This window comes from Microcystis sp. LE19-41.2A (assembly GCF_027530405.1).
GTDB classification, from domain to species: Bacteria; Cyanobacteriota; Cyanobacteriia; order Cyanobacteriales; family Microcystaceae; genus Microcystis; species Microcystis aeruginosa.
The window spans coordinates 1-13,887 of record NZ_JAPZQJ010000088.1 but is presented as its reverse complement, the minus strand read 5'-3'; the positions used below and the strand labels follow the sequence as shown (position 1 = coordinate 13,887).

Below are 13,887 nucleotides of genomic sequence, written 5' to 3'. Positions count from 1 at the left end.
GACTGCAAAAACTTGAGAATATTTAAATTAACATTCCGCAATATTTATAAATTCTTAAGAATTAATTGAGAAAGATTTTTATTTAACAACGATGTTATCATAGTTACAGCGATTTTACTGAATTTCATAATGGGTTATTCTGTGCTTTTTTGGGCAGCAAGGGTTGAAACCCTTGCCACACCTAGAAGGGTATCCTAATTGAAGCGGGTAAATCAGTCAATTTCACCCACAACGATGATCTTTTTTTTGTGTAGTTTTATTGCAAAAAAAAAGTTTTTTTGACAAAAAGCACAAAGTATGATACGCCCAACCTATTTCTGGCTGCGAGTAATTATTGCAGAGTGGGGGAGTGGGGAAGTGGGGAAGTGGGGAGATAGGGAGAATAAATAAAAGCAATCTCCTGTCTCGGAGTCTCCTGACTTGAAAGAGGGTGTGGGGTGTGGGGTGTGGGGTGTGGGGAAGAAAACCTCTTTCATCTGTGGGGGTGAAAATTTTTTCATCGAGACTGCCCCCTGTGAATTGTCCTAGGCGGCGAGAAACTTAACCAACTCCTCTAATTTTTGCCAAGCTAACCCACTGGCTAAAATGTCGCGAGCGAGGGCGAAACCGGCAGCATGGTCGCCAAAAGTGACCTTTTCTGCCACCTGTAGGGCAAGAGAGGCATTAATCGCCACAGCATCCCGTTGAGCCGGCGTTCCACCCCCTTGCAGGACATTTTTGAGGATTTCGGCATTTTCTGGTACTTCCCCGCCTTTAAGGGCATTTAAACTGGCTCTGGGGATAGCAATTGACAAGGGATCGATCGCCGCAGAAATCACCTCGCCATTATTTAATAAAGCCATATCGGTCAGCTCTCCTAACCCCACCTCGTCGAGTTTTTCCCGGCCGTGAACAATAATCGCCTTTGGGGTTCCCATTTGTGCTAAAGCCGTGGCCATGGGGGTGAGAAATTGCCGGTCATAAACCCCGATAACTTGACCTGTGGGACGGAGAGGATTAACTAGAGGGCCCAGAAGATTAAAAACCGTGCGAACTTTCAGGGTTTTGCGGAGATTAGCCACACTTTTCAGGGCTGGATGCCAACCGGGGGCAAAAAGAAAGGTCACTCCCACCCCATCTAAAGCCGCCGCTACTTTCTCGCTAGGGGCGCTCAAATTAACCCCAAGATATTCTAAAACATCGGCCGAACCGACTTTACTGGAGGCCGAGCGATTGCCGTGTTTAGCCACTTTTACACCCCCGGCGGCCGCCACAAAAGCCACGGCAGTGGAAATATTAAAGGTTGAGGCCCCGTCACCGCCGGTGCCACAGGTATCGATAACGGGAGTAGTATGGGGTTTAGGGTCTTCTAAGCGAGATTGTTGCCGTAAAACTGTGGCCATTCCCGCTAATTCGGCGGCCGAGACTCCTTTTGCTTGCAAAGCCGCTAAAATCGCCCCCGATAAAACTTCCGGAATCTGGCCGTTTAACCATCCGGTCATTAATTCTTCAGCTTGGTTAAGGGAAAGGGATTTTCGATCGAGTAGTTGCTGCAGTAGGTTTGGCCAGTCTGGAGTGGTCATCGCTGTTCCATTGCTGTCGGGAGGGGGCGATATATTATCATAGCGGTTTGTCTGGAGAATCGATCGCTCCTAGTAATTTTTACTTTAAATCGAGCAAACCCTGTTCTTTTAACTTGGGATTAAAACGAATTTCCATCTGTACTCCCCGTTTTTCTAGGGTTGATAAAATATCGTTTTCTACTCGTCTGGATACCTGTTTTAATAACTTGATTTGCCCCAATTCGTCAGCACTTTGATAAAATTCTTTTTCTGTGTCAGTCATGACTAATTTAGCATCAATTGGTTCTGTCCAGAGTTTTTCATTGCCGATGACTGCCTGACTTTCTCTTAGCCAAGCTTGTTTAATCGATTCGAGAATAGTCCGATTAGGACGATCAATCAACTGTATTTTTAGCCAATAACAAGCTTGGGGCTGTCGGGCAAGATGTTGTTTTAAACTGAGATAAATATCACGAGAATAGCCGACAAACTCTAAGACTTGTTCTCGATCAAAAATGGCATAAACCCCGATTTTTCCCTGGAAATCAGCACAGATATTACCCGTGGTATCTAGGTAGGGAATATATTCTAATTGTTCGAGATTAGCCAAAGTATCAGACTCATTCATAATTAATCGTCGCTAATTGGTTGGAGATAAGTAGGTAGGTGTTAAAAACTTTCAGATACCCCGCTGATCAAGTAGGGTTGATTCAAGGTAGGGTTGATTCAAGGTAGGGTTGATTCATGAATCAACCCTACCCGTTTAAAATTGTACCAAAAAGTTTTAGGCTAAATTAGTCCCCAAAAATGCTCAATTCTCAATGCCTACTGCTTCTCTTAACGAAATTGTTCACGCGGCCCTAAGTGGTCAAGTGGTTTCTTTTCCCACGGATACAGTTCCCGCTTTAGCAGTTTCTCCCCCCTATGCTGCCTTAATTTTTGCCGCTAAAAAACGGACTTTTGATAAACCCTTAATTCTCATGGCGGCCTCAGCAGCAGATTTATGGGATTATGTCGAGGGAAATCAGGAAGAAAGGGAAATTTGGCGGCAAATGACCGAAAAATACTGGCCCGGCTCCCTAACTTTGGTTTTACCCGCTTCTGAAAAAGTACCAAAAGTTCTTAACCCTAAAAATCCTAGCACGATTGGTATCCGAGTTCCCGCTCATGCGATCGCCAGAGAAATTCTCGGTCGAACTGGTGTTTTAGCGACCACAAGTGCTAATCTGTCAGGACAAGAGCCTTTATTGACTCCAGAAGCGATTATGACTACTTTTCCCTCGGTGACGGTGTTAGCGCCCACAGAAAGGCAAGCATGGGGAATAATCAATAGTGGACAACCCTCCACCGTCGCGCGTTGGCAATGTCAAGGATGGGATATCTTACGACAAGGGGCAGTTTTTCTGTAAATATGGACGATATTGACGCTTTAAAACGGGAATTACAGCAAACTCGCCTCGCTTATCAGATGGCCGTGGCAATTAATCACCTCAAAAGCAGTTTTTTGGGACGGGTTGCCCACGAATTGCGATCGCCATTGAGCAGTATGATCAGTCTCCATCAACTGATTCTCGCCGATCTTTGTGAAAGTCCGGCCGAGGAAAGGGAATTTATCGCCCAGGGGCAACTGGCGGGCTGTAAACTGATGGCAATGCTCGATGAGATGATTAATCTCTCCAAACTAGAGTCTGGTACTATACCTCTCGATCAAGAAATTTTTTCTTTAACTAAACTCTGGCAAGATTGGGCAAGTCTAACTTATTTACAGGCAGCTAATCGCCATATTAAGCTTAAATTTAGCCCTTTAACCGATGAGATTGCTATTATTGCCGATTATCAGCGTTTATCCTCCGCTCTTGTCCTTCTCGTCGATGCAGTGATCGCCAACTTAACGAGTGGCTCTATTTGTATATCGGTAAGCGCCCTTGGCGAGAAAAAAGTCACTATTACCCTAGAATTTCCGGGGGAAATCGCTCTCTGGCAAATGCCAGAAATTTCCCCTTTGAGTTTAGAATCAAAGCCAGAAGAAGTAAAACAATTTACTCAAGCTCTCGGTCTTTCTCCCGGTCTTAAATTTCAGTTAGCGAAAGGCATTATCGAAGTCTCGGGGGGGGAAATGAGCTTAGATCAAATCGATAACAATAGTCAGGACAAGCTCACACGGATCGTTTTTTCTTTACCTCGATCGCCGGATAGGAAAACTCCTCGGGATAACGATTAAATAATACCATCGTCGTGGTGGCGTTGCTTTGGAAACCAATGCGCCGGTAAAAATTTTCTTGATTAGTAGTCATCAAATAGACTCTTTCCACCCGATTTATTCGGGGATGGGCCAAGACTGTTTCTACTAATTTACGCCCTAAACCCGCTCCCTGATAATCGGGATGAACAATCACATCCCAAATAGTTGCCCGATAAATGCCGTCAGAAATGGCGCGAGCAAAACCAATTAATTGCCGCTCATTCCACACCGTCACCACCGGATCACTATAGTCAATTGCGGTTTCTAAATCTTCTAAACGGCGATCGATTGCCCAAAATGCGGTTAAATTAAATAATTCTCGTAGTTGCGATAGATCTATCTTGCTTTTATCCTCGTCAAACTGAATCTGACTACAATCAACCATGATATTTCCTTAGTCTAAGACTAAAAAATAAAAGAGGATTCACGCTCGATCGGACTGATTTATGAGCAATTTCCCCTAATCTATGTGTTTGATTATACTCAATGCCTCAGATAATCTCTAGTTGATTTATCGTGATTTCTTGACAAGTTATTAATCAGTGATCGGGAGTCGGTCGTCGGTCGTCAGGAGATTATTTTTATTTATTCTTCCCACACCCCACACCCCACACCCCACACCCTACACCCCACACCCTACACCCTACACCCCACACCCCACACCCCACACCCCACACCCCACTATCCTATACTTTTTAAACAGGATTTAGTATGACCCTACCAGCCTAAAAATAGCAAAAAACCCGGTGGGAAAATCTCCCCACCGGGTCAAAAAGGCAAAAGTAAAGAATTATTTCTGATCGGCCTTTTTGCTTGACTTATCGCCCATTTTGTACTTACGCAAGAAGCGATCGACCCGGCCCTCGGTATCGATCATCTTCTGGGTTCCCGTATAAAAAGGATGATTACCGGACCAAACCTCCACATGAATTTCTGGTTTTGTCGAACCCACCGTCATCACCAGTTCACCATTACAGATCACCTTGGCTTCCGGATACCAAGTAGGATGAATTTTTTTCGGCATAATAAACCTCTCTATTAACCTAACGTTTCGAGTATTGAGGCGCTTTGCGCGCTTTGTGAAGACCGTATTTTTTCCGTTCCTTCGCCCGGGGATCCCGAGTCAGATAACCTTCACTCTTGAGGGGAGGACGATTTTCCGGGGCCAATTGACATAAAGCTCTAGCGACACCCAATTTCACCGCGTCCGCTTGGCCGGTCAAACCACCGCCCTCGGCCTTAACGATGATATCATACTCGTTTTCCAGTCCCAAAGTCTCCAGAGGAGCTTTAATCGTCTGGATATAGGTGGGAATGCGGTTAAAATGGGTTTCTCCATCGCGACCGTTAACGGTAATTGCCCCCGTCCCCGGCACGAGACGCACGGCAGCGACCGCCGATTTGCGTCGTCCCGTTCCCCAATAAACTACCTTATTTTTACTGTCCGTGGCTTGCATTGACTTAATTTCCTCCTGCGGGAATCGTATTAATCGCTAAAACTTCCGGTTGTTGTGCCTGATGGGGATGTTCCGCACCGGCATAAACTTTCAGTTTCGTGAACAATTTCCGACCTAAGCTATTTTTCGGGAGCATTCCCTTAACAGCGTGTTCGATAATCCGTTCAGGAATGCGTTTTTGCAGTTTATCGAAGGTTTCTACCTTCATACCACCCGGTCTGCCGGAGTCGCGGCGATAAACTTTCTGTTGGCGTTTTTTGCCCGTCACCGTCACTTTTTCAGCGTTAATAACAATGACAAAATCCCCCGTATCCAGATGGGGGGTGAAGGTGGCTTTATTTTTGCCCCGTAGAATCATAGCGATCTCGGTGGCCAGACGACCTAGACGCTGATCGGCCGCATCAATGACGTACCATTTCTGCTCTAGAGTCTCTAAATTTGGTAGAGGTGTTTTGTTCATGGTCAGTTTGCCTTGCTTTACAAAAATTAATTTTTTTTATTGCCCACCTGGGTGTTGGGGGGTTAGGGTTTTAGGGTTTTAGGGTTTTAGTTGAAATTTCCCCATTTCCCTATCTCCCTATTCCCCCATGTCCCTATTCCCCTATCCCCTCTGCTCGGAAATAATAAAGAGGCTGAGTCTCGAACCAGACGCTATCGGCAAAGGGAAAATCGGCGTAACCCACCCGCAGTAAACATAGTCCTTTAGCTGGTGCGGCGTATTTGACCAATTCTCGGCGCTGATTGACCCAGATGTCGGTAAAGTTTTCTAGCGATCGCTCACCAGTTCCCACCTCCACCAACATTCCCACCAATAGGCGCACCATCCCGTACAAAAAGCCATTGGCTTGAATTTCCATCTGTACAAACGGCCCTTGACGGTAGCATTCCACCCCCTGCACTTCTACCCAAGAATGGTCGCGACTAGAGTTAGCACGGTGAAAGGCGGCCAGATGGTGCTTGCCCAATAGGGGCCGTAAGGCCCTGGCCATCAAATCGGCATCGAGGGGACGATGGTAGTAGTGCCAACTAAAGGGGCTAACAAAGAGATTGGGGATGGGGTCGGTATAGAGGGTGTAACGATAACGTCGCCAGAGGGCCGAGAAACGGGCGTGCCAGCGATCGGGAACCCGGGCTGAGGCCCGGATGACGATATCGTCATCTAGCCGAGCATTGAGAACCTTAGCCCAATGGCAAGGTGGGATCGGACTCTGCTGATCGAAATGGGCAACTTGGGCGGCGGCGTGAACACCGCTATCGGTACGTCCGGCCCCGTGCAGAGTGACAGCATGACCGAGAATATCGGCCAGAGCCTTCTCGATTTCTTCCTGCACGCTCCTGTGATGGGGTTGCCGTTGCCAGCCGTGGAAATTAGTTCCCACATACTGGATAACTAGGGCGATCCGCGACTGGTGGCAAGCTGTCATCGTTACATCAGTTCGATAATCGCCATGGGGGCATTATCCCCGCGACGGCGCAGGGTACGCACTACCCTGGTATAACCGCCGTTACGGTTGCCATAACGGGCCTGGGCGCCTTCAAAGAGGGCGTGAACCAGTTGTTTGTCGTAGATGTAGCCCATGGCTTGGCGACGGGCGCTCAGGGAACCGTCTTTAGCTAGGGTGATAATGTGGTCTACCTCTGCTCGCACCGCTTTCGCTTTCGCTAGGGTGGTGGTGATCTGACCATGTAGAATTAGCTGGGTGGCCAAGCTGCGCAGCAGTGCCTTTCTTTGGTCAGCTGGTAGACCCAATTGAGGCACTTTACACCGATGTCTCATGGTATTTTCCTGGAATTGGGTTTACTTGCTTTTTTCTTGGGGTAGGGTGATGCCTAACCGTTTTTGTAGGGCTTCAATGACTTCTTCAGCCGATTTCTGCCCAAAGTTTTTGATTTCTAAGAGATCTTCTTGGCTGTAATCGAGGAGGTCGGCTACGGTGTTGATCTGCGCTCGCTTCAGGCAATTGTAGGCGCGCACGGATAATTGTAGTTCCTCGATCGGAATTTGGTTTTCTTGGTTGATCTCTTGGTCGTCAAAGTTACCGGAGGATTCGAGGGCGTTGAGATCCTTGAGCGGGTTAAAGAGATTGACCAGCATATCGGCCGCTTGGGAAAGGGCTTCTTTGGGGTTAATGCTCCCGTTTGTCCAAATTTCTAAGAGCAGACGATCTCTAGCTTGACCGCTTTCGGAACGGATATCTTCGACGCTGTAGTTGACTTTGGTTACGGGCATAAAAATCGAGTCGATTTGCAGAAAGTCCAGCGAAGTGGCTTCTTCTTTACTGCGATCAATCGCCCGGTAGCCTTTGCCTTTTTCCACGCGAAATTCCATCTCTAGCTTGGCCCCTTCGGCCAGGGTAGCGACGTACTGATTGCGATCAACTATCTCGATTTCTGAGGGTAAATCGAATTGTGCCGCCACTACTGTCGCTGGTCCAGTTGCCACTAAACGCCCGATCTGGGTTTGATTGGTGTAGCTTTTGAGGATGATTTCTTTCATGTTGAGCATGAGTTCCATCACGTCCTCGCGTACCCCCTCGACGGTGGCAAATTCGTGATTGACTCCCGCGATCCGCAGGGCCGTCACGGCCGCTCCTTCCAGATTGGAAATGAGAATCCGTCTCAGGGCATTACCTACGGTTGTACCCTGGCCTCTTTCTAGAGGTTCTAGTACGAATTTACTGTACTGACTCTGATTCTTGTAAGTTTTTGCTTCTACACACTCGATTTGAAATTGCGCCACCGATTGACCTCCCTTGTTCAGTTTTCAGTTATCAGTTATCAGTTATCAGTTTTCTTTGGCTTTCAGCGTTTAGCGTTCGGCGTTTAGCTTTTTGAGCAGATGGTCTTTGACGACCGGATTCTGCTGCTGATGCGCTCAAAGCTAACGGCTGTCGGCCTCAAGATCCCTGTCACCTGAAAAAGCTGTTCACTGTTTACACTCTCCGGCGTTTGGGAGGACGACAACCATTGTGGGGGATGGGAGTCACGTCCCGGATCAGGGTGATTTCTAATCCTGCTCCTTGCAGGGCCCGGATTGCGGTTTCCCGTCCTGCCCCGGGGCCACTAACCATCACTTCTAGTTGACGCATTCCCTGTTCGATCGCTCGGCGGGCAGCGTTATCGGCGGCGGTTTGGGCGGCGAAGGGGGTTCCTTTTTTGGCTCCTTTAAAACCACTCGATCCCGCCGATGCCCAAGAGATCACATCGCCTTTGGTATCGGCGATCGTGACAATGGTATTGTTGAAGGTCGATTGAATGTGAGCGACTCCGGTAGGAATATTTTTCTTCTGTTTTTTCGGTCCGGTTTTTTTGGTTGGTCGCGCCATAGTTTTTCTTGATTGGGGGATATCGCAATGAATAAAAAATTATTTCTTGGAGGGGGCTTTTTTCTTCCCTGCCACTGTCACCCGACGACCGCGACGGGTCCGCGCATTGGTTCGCGTCCGTTGCCCGCGCACGGGTAATCCTAGCCGATGCCGACGACCTCGATAGGTGCCGATATCGGCGAGGCGTTTGATGTTCATCGCCTCCCAGCGTCTCAAATCCCCCTCGATTTGATAATTTGTCTCGATATAAGTCCGTAGCGCCGCCACGTCTTCATCGCTGAGATCCTTGACCCGAGTGTCAGGGTTAACACCCGTCGCGGATAAGACTTCTTGGGAACGCGATAGACCCACTCCGTAGAGGTAGGTCAGGGCGATTTCCACACGCTTATCGCGAGGTAGGTCTACACCAGCTATCCTTGCCACGCTTTTTCTTTCTCCCTATGAACGATTTTTTTTCCAAAAACGACTACAATTAACGGTAACGATTCTCTGCCCCAAGACAGTGACTTTGGTGGTTTAACCTTGTCTCTGCTTGTGTTTGGGGTTAGAACAAATTACCATGACCCGACCGCGCCGACGGATGACGCGGCACTTTTCGCACATTTTTTTGACAGACGCTCTAACTTTCATGCCTAACTATTCTGGCAACACTGCAAGCTTATTATTATATCAGATTTCTTTTACTCGTGTCACCTATTTTTTTAAAATAAATTTGGCTGCTTATTAGGCTTTTTGGCTTCTCTGCCCCTCTTTATCGCTATTTTTTCTGATTTTTCAGGCGATAGGTAATTCTTCCTTTGGTTAGGTCGTAGGGGGTCAGTTCCACTTTGACTCGATCGCCGGGGAGGATTTTGATATAATTACGTCGGATTTTGCCAGATATATGGGCTAAGACGTTGAAACCGTTATCTAAATCCACCCTAAACATGGCGTTGGGCAAAGATTCGGTGACGGTTCCTTCCATTTCGATGAGATCTTGTTTAGACAAAGTTAATTCCTCAAATTTACTGGGGACAATTTATTTAATGATTCGGAGCTCTCTTGGGTTTGGTGGTTAAAATGTATTCTAAGATACATTCCTCCCAGCGGGGGGGTGGAACGAACCACAAAGACACAAAGGACACAAAGATTGATCGATCATATAGTAAGTTAAACTTATCACACAGAACCTAGTAGGAGAGCCGATTCGGCAGCAGCAACCCTGCTGTCACCACAGTTCCCCCAGTATAGCTTATCAGTGATCAGTGATCAGATGTGAGTTTTCAGTTCACAGCAAAAAAGCGCCCCATCTTCCCTCTCCCCCCGCAACGCGCACGAAGTGGTCTCCTGACTCCAGTCTCCACCCCCATCTCCCCACTACTAGGCAGTATTAAGGAGTAATATTTAGATAATCAACAGCTTAACATTGCTGTCTTTTCACTGATTACTGATTACTGTTCACTGTTCACTGAAAAGCTAGATTACTCGACGACAATTCGCCATTCATGGAGTTCGTATTCCACACAACCATTCTCGATTAAAGGATCGCGAACTATAATTGCCTGAGCCTCCTCAAGAGAATCGGCCTTAAATAATAACATTCCGCCGCCCCTTTCTGCCCAATAACCACTTTTTGCTGCTCGTCCTTGGCTAATTAAATCACGCACATAGTCCTTATGGGCGCTGACATAGCGATCGAAGGTAGTTTTATCAACAATGCCTTTTTCTATCTTGACAAACCAGGGCATAAATTCTCAGTAGGCTAGGACGGATCAACAATCATATAATTATACCGATTAATCTTGGCCGTCGAGGGTGCCATGTAACAGAGCTATACAATTAGCTTAGAGTTGTGGAAGACTGCTAGAATCGAGGTGACAGCTTCATTTCTGTAGCTTTGCTTGTTTCCATGAATCAACCCCAGGGATCTCTATTTTTTATCGCGCTTTTGCCGCCGCCAGAAGTACAGGAAATTGCCACAAAAATCAAGTTAGAGTTTGCAGAAATTTACAATAGTCGCGCTGCCCTGAAATCGCCTCCCCACGTCACTCTCCAACCCCCTTTCCGGTGGAATTTAGAACAATTACCGGATTTAGAAAGATGTTTAGAGGAATTTGCCCGCTTGCACGCTCCTATTCCCCTAATTCTCCAGAATTTTGCCGCCTTTAAACCGCGAGTCATTTATATTAATGTCCAGAAAACGCCAGAATTATTAACCCTGCAAAAACGGCTTTTACAGCAGCTAGAATCTTCCCTGAATATCATTGATAATGTCTCAAAAAGCCGAGCTTTTTCGCCCCATTTAACCGTTGGCTTCCGAGATTTAACTAAAGATAATTTCTGGAAAGCTTGGTCAAAATATGCTAATCAAGAGCTATTTTTTGAGGTGATGATCGATGAAATTACCCTCCTAATTCATAACGGTAAGCACTGGGAAATTTATCGGCAATTTTCTCTATAATCCAGACCCTTGCAGGTTTCTATCTACAGAGGAGGGAGTTATAGTGGTAAAATAGGAGAGAGCAGTTTTTAAAGCTTCATTTCTGACTTTTTTGCGAAATTTTAACCTATAGAGCGATTTTATGGCGACTCCGCCGCTCTGAAACCTATGTTACTCAAAAATCCCCCGAAAATCTCCCCCAATCTGATTAAACAGCTAGAAACGATCCTTGGTAAAGATGGAGTCATCCGTCGCAAAGATGAATTATTAACCTACGAGTGCGATGGTATCACAGGATACAGACAAAGACCCGCTCTTGTGGTGTTGCCTCGCAGCACCGCAGAAATTGCGGCGGTGGTGAAACTCTGTCACGATAACGAGATTGCCTGGGTAGCAAGGGGTGCAGGAACGGGCTTATCGGGAGGGGCGTTACCCTTAGAAGAGGGGATTCTCATCGTTACGGCGCGGATGAATCAGATTCTCAGGGTTGATTTAGATAATCAAAGGGTGGTGGTACAGCCCGGGGTGATTAATAATTGGGTGACGCAAGCAGTAAGCGGGGCGGGATTTTATTACGCACCGGATCCCTCTAGTCAAATTATCTGCTCGATCGGTGGTAATGTGGCGGAAAATTCCGGCGGGGTTCACTGTTTAAAATACGGCGTGACTACCAATCACGTTATGGGCTTAAAAATCGTCCTTCCCGACGGTTCAATTATCGATGTGGGGGGTGCGGTACCGGAACAACCGGGCTACGATTTAACCGGTTTATTTGTGGGTTCCGAGGGAACTTTAGGCATCGCCACGGAAATCACCCTAAGGATTCTGAAAACTCCGGAATCTATCTGTGTTTTACTGGCTGATTTTACCAGTATCGAGGCGGCGGGCCAAGCGGTGGCGGATATTATTAAATCGGGAATGATTCCGGCGGGGATGGAGATTATGGATAATCTCAGTATCAACGCCGTGGAAGACGTGGTGGCTACCAGCTGTTATCCCCGGGATGCCGAGTCAGTTTTATTAGTGGAATTGGATGGTTTAGGGGTAGAAGTAACCAGGAATAAGCATCGGGTTGCCGAGATTTGCCGTCAAAATGGGGCGAGAAATATCACCACGGCTAATGATGCCGAAACCCGCTTTAAACTCTGGAAGGGCAGAAAAGCGGCCTTTGCGGCGGCGGGGAAAATTAGCCCTAATTATTTTGTGCAAGATGGGGTGATTCCCCGCACTCAATTGGTGTATGTTCTTCAGGAAATTAAGGCTTTAAGTGAAAAATACGGTTATAAAATCGCCAATGTTTTCCACGCCGGGGATGGCAATTTACACCCGTTAATTCTCTACGATAATAAGGTGGAGGGTGCCTGGGAAGAAGTGGAAGAGTTAGGCGGTGAAATTCTCAAACTTTGTGTGCGGGTTGGGGGCAGTTTATCGGGGGAACATGGTATCGGCATCGATAAAAATTGTTATATGCCCGCTATGTTCAACGAGATTGACTTAGAAACTATGGGCTATGTGCGGGATTGCTTTAATCCCAAAGGTTTGGCTAACCCGGGGAAATTATTCCCCACCCCGCGCAGCTGTGGGGAAGCCGCTAATGCCAAAATACAAGGGTTTGCGGGGGTGGATGTGTTTTAGGTTATCGGCAGTAATAGACCTCTTGCAGAAATCAAAATCGTTGTTAGGGTTAGGAGTCAGTAGCCAGTAGTCAGTAGTCAGGAGAATTAAGAATGAATAACAATCAATTAAATGGTCTATTTACAAATTTTATGCCATTTAATCCTTATTTTTGCTGTTTTTGAACCATGAAAAATTAATTATGCAAGAGGTTTAATGATTTTTCTGACTGATGACTGATGACTGATGACTGATTACAGTCCACCTTGGGGTCCTAGGGGCAGATTGATATTAGAGGCGAAAACTGGGAGTTGTCTTTCCAGAAAGCGTTGAGTGACTAATTCTCGGAAAATCTCTAGATCTTTTTGCCATTGTCCCAGATATTGTTTGAGCAGATTTAATCGATCGCTGCCCTCGGCCAGATTATAGTTAAAGTTACCGGCAAATAATAGCGCCCCTAAAATTTTGCCATCGGGTAATTGTAATTTTGCCTCGTTAATCGCCACGGATAGCTGAGAGGTTTCTAGCTGATAAAGTAGATTGATGCTGGCTTGTAGGGGGGCTATACCGAAATTGTGCCAAGGACCGGGGGCGAGAAGAGTTTCGGTGATATATTTTTTAGCGGCATCGGGGCTACTAGGGAGAGGAACAATGCTTTTCGGGGCGATACTCAGGGCTTGATATTCGGCTAAAGGGAGTTTATCTAGATATAAACCAACAATTTCTGGCAGTTTCAGTTTCAGGCTATCGGGAGAGTTAATTATCTCCACAAAGGTAATTGTCCGGGGTTGGGCGACGATGCTGATACCATTTTGAAAATTAACTTGAGCGTAATTAGGATTGAGTACCGGCTGGCCATTTAATTCCCAGTCGGGGGGAACTATTCCCGAATATTTGAGGAAATCAACCGTTAGCATGGCGGGATTGAGGCTTTTGGCTGTAATTGCGATGGAAAGTTCTTGTATTTCCCGCAAACTAGCCAGAGGTTGATTGGAGTTATTGTCAGTGGTGGTAATCATCGGTTTTCTCCGTGGATATTTAAGTTTTGTCTCTAAGTAGGTGGGGGTTAAAAATTGTTCAGATCCGCCCCTTATTAAGGGGGATTAAGGGGGGATCGGCACCCCCCTTATTAAGGGGGGATTAAGGGGGGATCTAAAGACAAAATCTATCTTCAATTTAATTGAAACCACTTAAGTAGGTAGGCGTTAAAAATTATCAGATGCCCCCCTTATTAAGGGGGGATTAAGGGGGGATCGGCACCCCCCTTATTAAGGGGGGATTAAGGGGG

The 13,887-nt window shown here is 46.6% G+C and carries 21 protein-coding genes; 5 read left to right on the top strand and 16 right to left on the bottom strand.

Features of this window, described 5'->3' with window-relative positions; genetic code table 11:
• Positions 1–311: 311 nt before the first annotated feature.
• The 3 genes from O9290_RS03865 to O9290_RS03855 form a co-directional block, all read right to left on the bottom strand.
• Positions 312–500, bottom strand: a complete 189-nt coding sequence (locus O9290_RS03865) for a hypothetical protein (RefSeq protein ID WP_071824994.1) — start codon at positions 498–500, stop codon at positions 312–314.
• 24 nt (positions 501–524) lie between these two features.
• A complete protein-coding gene (gene trpD, locus O9290_RS03860) occupies positions 525–1,562 on the bottom strand; it encodes an anthranilate phosphoribosyltransferase (RefSeq protein ID WP_288055752.1) in 1,038 nt (345 codons plus the stop codon).
• A 79-nt stretch (positions 1,563–1,641) separates the two neighbouring features.
• Entirely contained in the window at positions 1,642–2,169 is a 528-nt protein-coding gene (locus O9290_RS03855) for a GIY-YIG nuclease family protein (RefSeq protein ID WP_288055750.1), read from the bottom strand.
• 193 nt (positions 2,170–2,362) lie between these two features.
• On the opposite strand from O9290_RS03855, the gene O9290_RS03850 reads away from it, so the two are divergent.
• On the top strand, positions 2,363–2,950 hold the full coding sequence (locus tag O9290_RS03850; RefSeq protein ID WP_002758105.1) for an L-threonylcarbamoyladenylate synthase: 588 nt from the start codon (positions 2,363–2,365) through the stop codon (positions 2,948–2,950).
• Complete coding sequence (locus O9290_RS03845; protein WP_002758107.1) at positions 2,905–3,762, top strand: sensor histidine kinase; 858 nt, start codon at positions 2,905–2,907, stop codon at positions 3,760–3,762. Before O9290_RS03850 ends, O9290_RS03845 begins: the two co-directional genes overlap by 46 nt.
• Here the strand turns inward: O9290_RS03845 and O9290_RS03840 are convergent.
• Positions 3,698–4,168 (bottom strand): GNAT family N-acetyltransferase, encoded by a 471-nt coding sequence (locus O9290_RS03840; protein WP_002758109.1) that lies wholly within the window; start codon positions 4,166–4,168, stop codon positions 3,698–3,700. The genes O9290_RS03845 and O9290_RS03840 overlap by 65 nt on opposite strands.
• Before the next feature lie 157 nt (positions 4,169–4,325).
• Here O9290_RS03840 and O9290_RS03835 point away from each other — a divergent pair, with 157 nt between their 5' ends.
• Positions 4,326–4,493: a hypothetical protein gene (locus O9290_RS03835; RefSeq protein WP_288086727.1), complete on the top strand. Its 168-nt coding sequence runs from the start codon at positions 4,326–4,328 to the stop codon at positions 4,491–4,493.
• Between the two features lie 80 nt (positions 4,494–4,573).
• Here the strand turns inward: O9290_RS03835 and rpmE are convergent, their stop codons facing one another.
• The 11 genes from rpmE to O9290_RS03780 form a co-directional block, all read right to left on the bottom strand.
• Positions 4,574–4,807, bottom strand: coding sequence for a 50S ribosomal protein L31 (gene rpmE, locus O9290_RS03830; protein WP_002760058.1), 234 nt, complete (start codon positions 4,805–4,807; stop codon positions 4,574–4,576).
• Positions 4,808–4,826: 19 nt separating this feature from the next.
• Positions 4,827–5,240: a 30S ribosomal protein S9 gene (gene rpsI, locus O9290_RS03825; protein WP_002760057.1), complete on the bottom strand. Its 414-nt coding sequence runs from the start codon at positions 5,238–5,240 to the stop codon at positions 4,827–4,829.
• A 4-nt stretch (positions 5,241–5,244) separates the two neighbouring features.
• Entirely contained in the window at positions 5,245–5,700 is a 456-nt protein-coding gene (rplM, locus tag O9290_RS03820) for a 50S ribosomal protein L13 (protein ID WP_002780818.1), read from the bottom strand.
• A 133-nt stretch (positions 5,701–5,833) separates the two neighbouring features.
• The gene (gene truA, locus O9290_RS03815; protein WP_288056809.1) at positions 5,834–6,664 is read right to left on the bottom strand and encodes a tRNA pseudouridine(38-40) synthase TruA; all 831 of its coding nucleotides are present in this window, start codon (positions 6,662–6,664) and stop codon (positions 5,834–5,836) included.
• A gap of 2 nt (positions 6,665–6,666) precedes the next feature.
• Complete coding sequence (gene rplQ, locus O9290_RS03810; RefSeq protein WP_002760055.1) at positions 6,667–7,017, bottom strand: 50S ribosomal protein L17; 351 nt, start codon at positions 7,015–7,017, stop codon at positions 6,667–6,669.
• 21 nt (positions 7,018–7,038) lie between these two features.
• Positions 7,039–7,980 carry a DNA-directed RNA polymerase subunit alpha gene (locus O9290_RS03805; RefSeq protein ID WP_002737965.1) on the bottom strand — a complete coding sequence of 314 codons (942 nt, stop codon included), beginning with the start codon at positions 7,978–7,980 and terminating at the stop codon, positions 7,039–7,041.
• A gap of 193 nt (positions 7,981–8,173) precedes the next feature.
• Positions 8,174–8,566, bottom strand: a complete 393-nt coding sequence (rpsK, locus tag O9290_RS03800) for a 30S ribosomal protein S11 (RefSeq protein ID WP_002735413.1) — start codon at positions 8,564–8,566, stop codon at positions 8,174–8,176.
• Between the two features lie 39 nt (positions 8,567–8,605).
• Entirely contained in the window at positions 8,606–8,989 is a 384-nt protein-coding gene (gene rpsM / locus O9290_RS03795; RefSeq protein ID WP_002735415.1) for a 30S ribosomal protein S13, read from the bottom strand.
• A 93-nt stretch (positions 8,990–9,082) separates the two neighbouring features.
• A complete protein-coding gene (gene rpmJ / locus O9290_RS03790) occupies positions 9,083–9,196 on the bottom strand; it encodes a 50S ribosomal protein L36 (RefSeq protein WP_012593611.1) in 114 nt (37 codons plus the stop codon).
• Positions 9,197–9,323: 127 nt separating this feature from the next.
• On the bottom strand, positions 9,324–9,554 hold the full coding sequence (gene infA / locus O9290_RS03785) for a translation initiation factor IF-1 (protein ID WP_002737109.1): 231 nt from the start codon (positions 9,552–9,554) through the stop codon (positions 9,324–9,326).
• Between the two features lie 472 nt (positions 9,555–10,026).
• Positions 10,027–10,293, bottom strand: coding sequence for a YciI family protein (locus tag O9290_RS03780; RefSeq protein ID WP_288025766.1), 267 nt, complete (start codon positions 10,291–10,293; stop codon positions 10,027–10,029).
• Between the two features lie 161 nt (positions 10,294–10,454).
• On the opposite strand from O9290_RS03780, the gene O9290_RS03775 reads away from it, so the two are divergent.
• Entirely contained in the window at positions 10,455–11,006 is a 552-nt protein-coding gene (locus O9290_RS03775; RefSeq protein WP_002760053.1) for a 2'-5' RNA ligase family protein, read from the top strand.
• A gap of 147 nt (positions 11,007–11,153) precedes the next feature.
• Positions 11,154–12,620 carry a glycolate oxidase subunit GlcD gene (gene glcD, locus O9290_RS03770; protein ID WP_288057497.1) on the top strand — a complete coding sequence of 489 codons (1,467 nt, stop codon included), beginning with the start codon at positions 11,154–11,156 and terminating at the stop codon, positions 12,618–12,620.
• A 233-nt stretch (positions 12,621–12,853) separates the two neighbouring features.
• Here glcD and O9290_RS03765 read toward each other — a convergent pair whose 3' ends face one another.
• Positions 12,854–13,618 (bottom strand): hypothetical protein, encoded by a 765-nt coding sequence (locus O9290_RS03765; RefSeq protein ID WP_002760049.1) that lies wholly within the window; start codon positions 13,616–13,618, stop codon positions 12,854–12,856.
• Positions 13,619–13,887 lie beyond the last annotated feature (269 nt).